The following is a 2,275-nucleotide window of genomic DNA, read 5'->3' as shown; positions in this document are numbered from 1 at the left end:
ACCGCGAAGTCCTGCGCACCCAGGGCGCGCTCACCAGTTGCTTCGGCTACGACGCCATGGGCCGCAAGAGCTGGCAGTTCGCCTCGCGCCTGCCGGCGGAAAAACTCTCACGCATCCACAACCCCGGTATCCAGCCCGATCTGCTGGTGGAGCACGCCTACAACCCGATCCACCGCCGCCATCAGTACGACCCGGCTGGCGAGTTGACCCGTACCCTCGACAAACTGCGCGGCGAGATCAAGTACGAATACGAAGCCAACGGCCAGTTGCACAGCCGTGACACGGGCCAACTGATCGACAGCGAAGAGTTCCGCTACGACGCCGCGGCGAACCGGCTGAACTTCAACACCAGCCAGTTCGACCACGTCAAAGACAACCGTCTCAAGCGCTGGCGAGATCAGGAATATGCCTACGATGCGTGGGGCAACCTGATTGAGAAACGCAGCGGGATGGGCACGCTGCAGACGTTTGTTTATGACTGTGAGAATCGGCTGGTCCGGGCTGAGACGTTGGTCAACGGAAAGCTGGAGAGTACCGGTGCATATCGGTACGACAGCCTCGGACGGCGGGTTGCCAAGGTTTCAGAGTTCAAGGGTAAAACCGAGCAGAAGCATTTCCTGTGGCAAGGTCTGCGGATGTTGCGCGAGGAAAGTCCGGGGCGGAGCAGTCTGTACCTGTATGAGCCGGGCAGTTATGCCCCCTTGGCGCGGGTGGACCAGGAAGAGGGTGAAGCGCAGCAGCTTTACTACTTCCATACCGACCAGATTGGTACGCCGCTGGAGATGACTGACCGGGAAGGGCAGATCGTCTGGCAGGCGACGTACAAGGCGTGGGGCTCGCTGGAGCGATTGGACGTCAACGAAGTCGAGCAGAATCTGCGGTTTCAGGGGCAGTATTTCGACGACGAGACGGGGCTGCACTACAACACGTTTCGGTATTACGATCCGGAGGTGGGGCGGTTTGTTACGCAGGATCCGATTGGACTAATTGGGAGCTTTAATCTTTACGAGTATGCTCCAAACTCAATAGCTTGGGTTGACCCTTCTGGTTTAAGCCCAGAAGACTTGGTCAGATATAAACCGAGGGCATCGGTGACCCCGCAAGCGGGCGCACGAGGCACTGCTATTAGCCGAGCCTGGGGTGAGGAGAGGGCGCTCGTTGAGAGAGGCGGAGGTAGTCGAAATTGGACCGCTGCGGAGCGCCATCCTATTTTAGGCACTCGCAATAATGCGCAGCTTTCTTCAATCATGTCCGAAGCTGGTTACACTGGCCATCATATTAATAGCGTCGAGGGCAATGGTCGCCTTGGACCCGCTTGGAAGGGTGATCCGAGGAATATCGTTTTCTTGCAGAATGCTAATCATCCAAGTGGTATCGATGAGCACTTGAATAGCCCTCAGGGACACCGCGGAAGTTACACAAACGCAGGGAAGGGACGCTTAATCGATCGTGTCAAAAGTGCAGCGAAATTAGGTTCCTGTGGTTAATGATTTACGTTTTGGAGGACGCTATGAATGGTATAGGGCATGCAGCGGCTGAGTTGGCCAGAGTCCATAATAAATATAACCTGTCCGGTAGTTTTCAGCGGCGCGGTGAAGTTAGTCTTAAATGGCCTTCGACTCTTGGTCGCTCAGTTGAGTTGGATGATTTTTTCAATGATTATGAGCCGGTTGATGTCAAAATCGAAACAGGATTTACGCCGTTAAAGCTTTTTAGTCTTGACTCGATTGAGAAAGGTCAAGTTGGCTATAAGTGGGTTAATGTGGGGTCAGTTACTAAGTTAAACAAGGAGTGGAATCAAGCTTTTGTAGTCGTGATGGATGATTCTGGGGGCGGAAAGCCTGTTATTGCAGTAACAAATGTCAAGAATACTCCGGTTTATGCAAGTTATAGTGCGGTTGCCCCCTTTAAAATTTCAGATTCGCTAGCTGATTTTATTTTTGCATTGGCGAAGCTGGTTGAGATTGTTTATGGCGAATTTAATGTTTTTGAGATTTCTGATGATGACGGATTGAGCTCGTTATTTGTTGCGAGAGTGAATGATGAAATCTCTCCTCTATTAGGTGAAGAAAACTTTGAAAGATTTTTTGACTACTTTTACGGCTGAGCACGTTTTTTTGCCATAATTTCCCCGCTGTTCGCTCTTTTATAATCCAACGTAAAAGAAGTGGCTGCCAACGTTGTCTCAGCCGCTTCCTCTATTGTAATTATCGACGCCAGCCACAAGTCCAAATACCTGTGGTGGAACACCCTGGCCCAGGTCGAGCGCTTCCAG

General features: G+C 52.1%; 2 protein-coding genes. Both read left to right on the top strand.

The genetic code is table 11. The features are described from left to right. Nucleotides 1-1,487, top strand: a 1,487-nt coding sequence (locus tag D8U69_RS26995) for an RHS repeat-associated core domain-containing protein (RefSeq protein ID WP_130908511.1), incomplete at its 5' end; no start/stop codon positions are given. Between the two features lie 23 nt (nucleotides 1,488-1,510). After that, nucleotides 1,511-2,107, top strand: a complete 597-nt coding sequence (locus tag D8U69_RS26990) for a hypothetical protein (protein ID WP_056854519.1) — start codon at nucleotides 1,511-1,513, stop codon at nucleotides 2,105-2,107. Nucleotides 2,108-2,275 lie beyond the last annotated feature (168 nt).

This window comes from Pseudomonas sp. Sample_16, from assembly GCF_004307665.1.
Classification (GTDB): Bacteria; Pseudomonadota; Gammaproteobacteria; order Pseudomonadales; family Pseudomonadaceae; genus Aquipseudomonas.
The sequence above is the reverse complement of the archived record's forward strand: the minus strand, read 5'-3'. Positions and strand labels throughout refer to the sequence as shown.

Excerpts from the sequence above, each read along its gene's own strand:
- D8U69_RS26990 (WP_056854519.1), top strand. The coding sequence starts at position 1,511 with ATGAATGGTATAGGGCATGCAGCGGCTGAGTTGGCCAGAGTCCATAAT.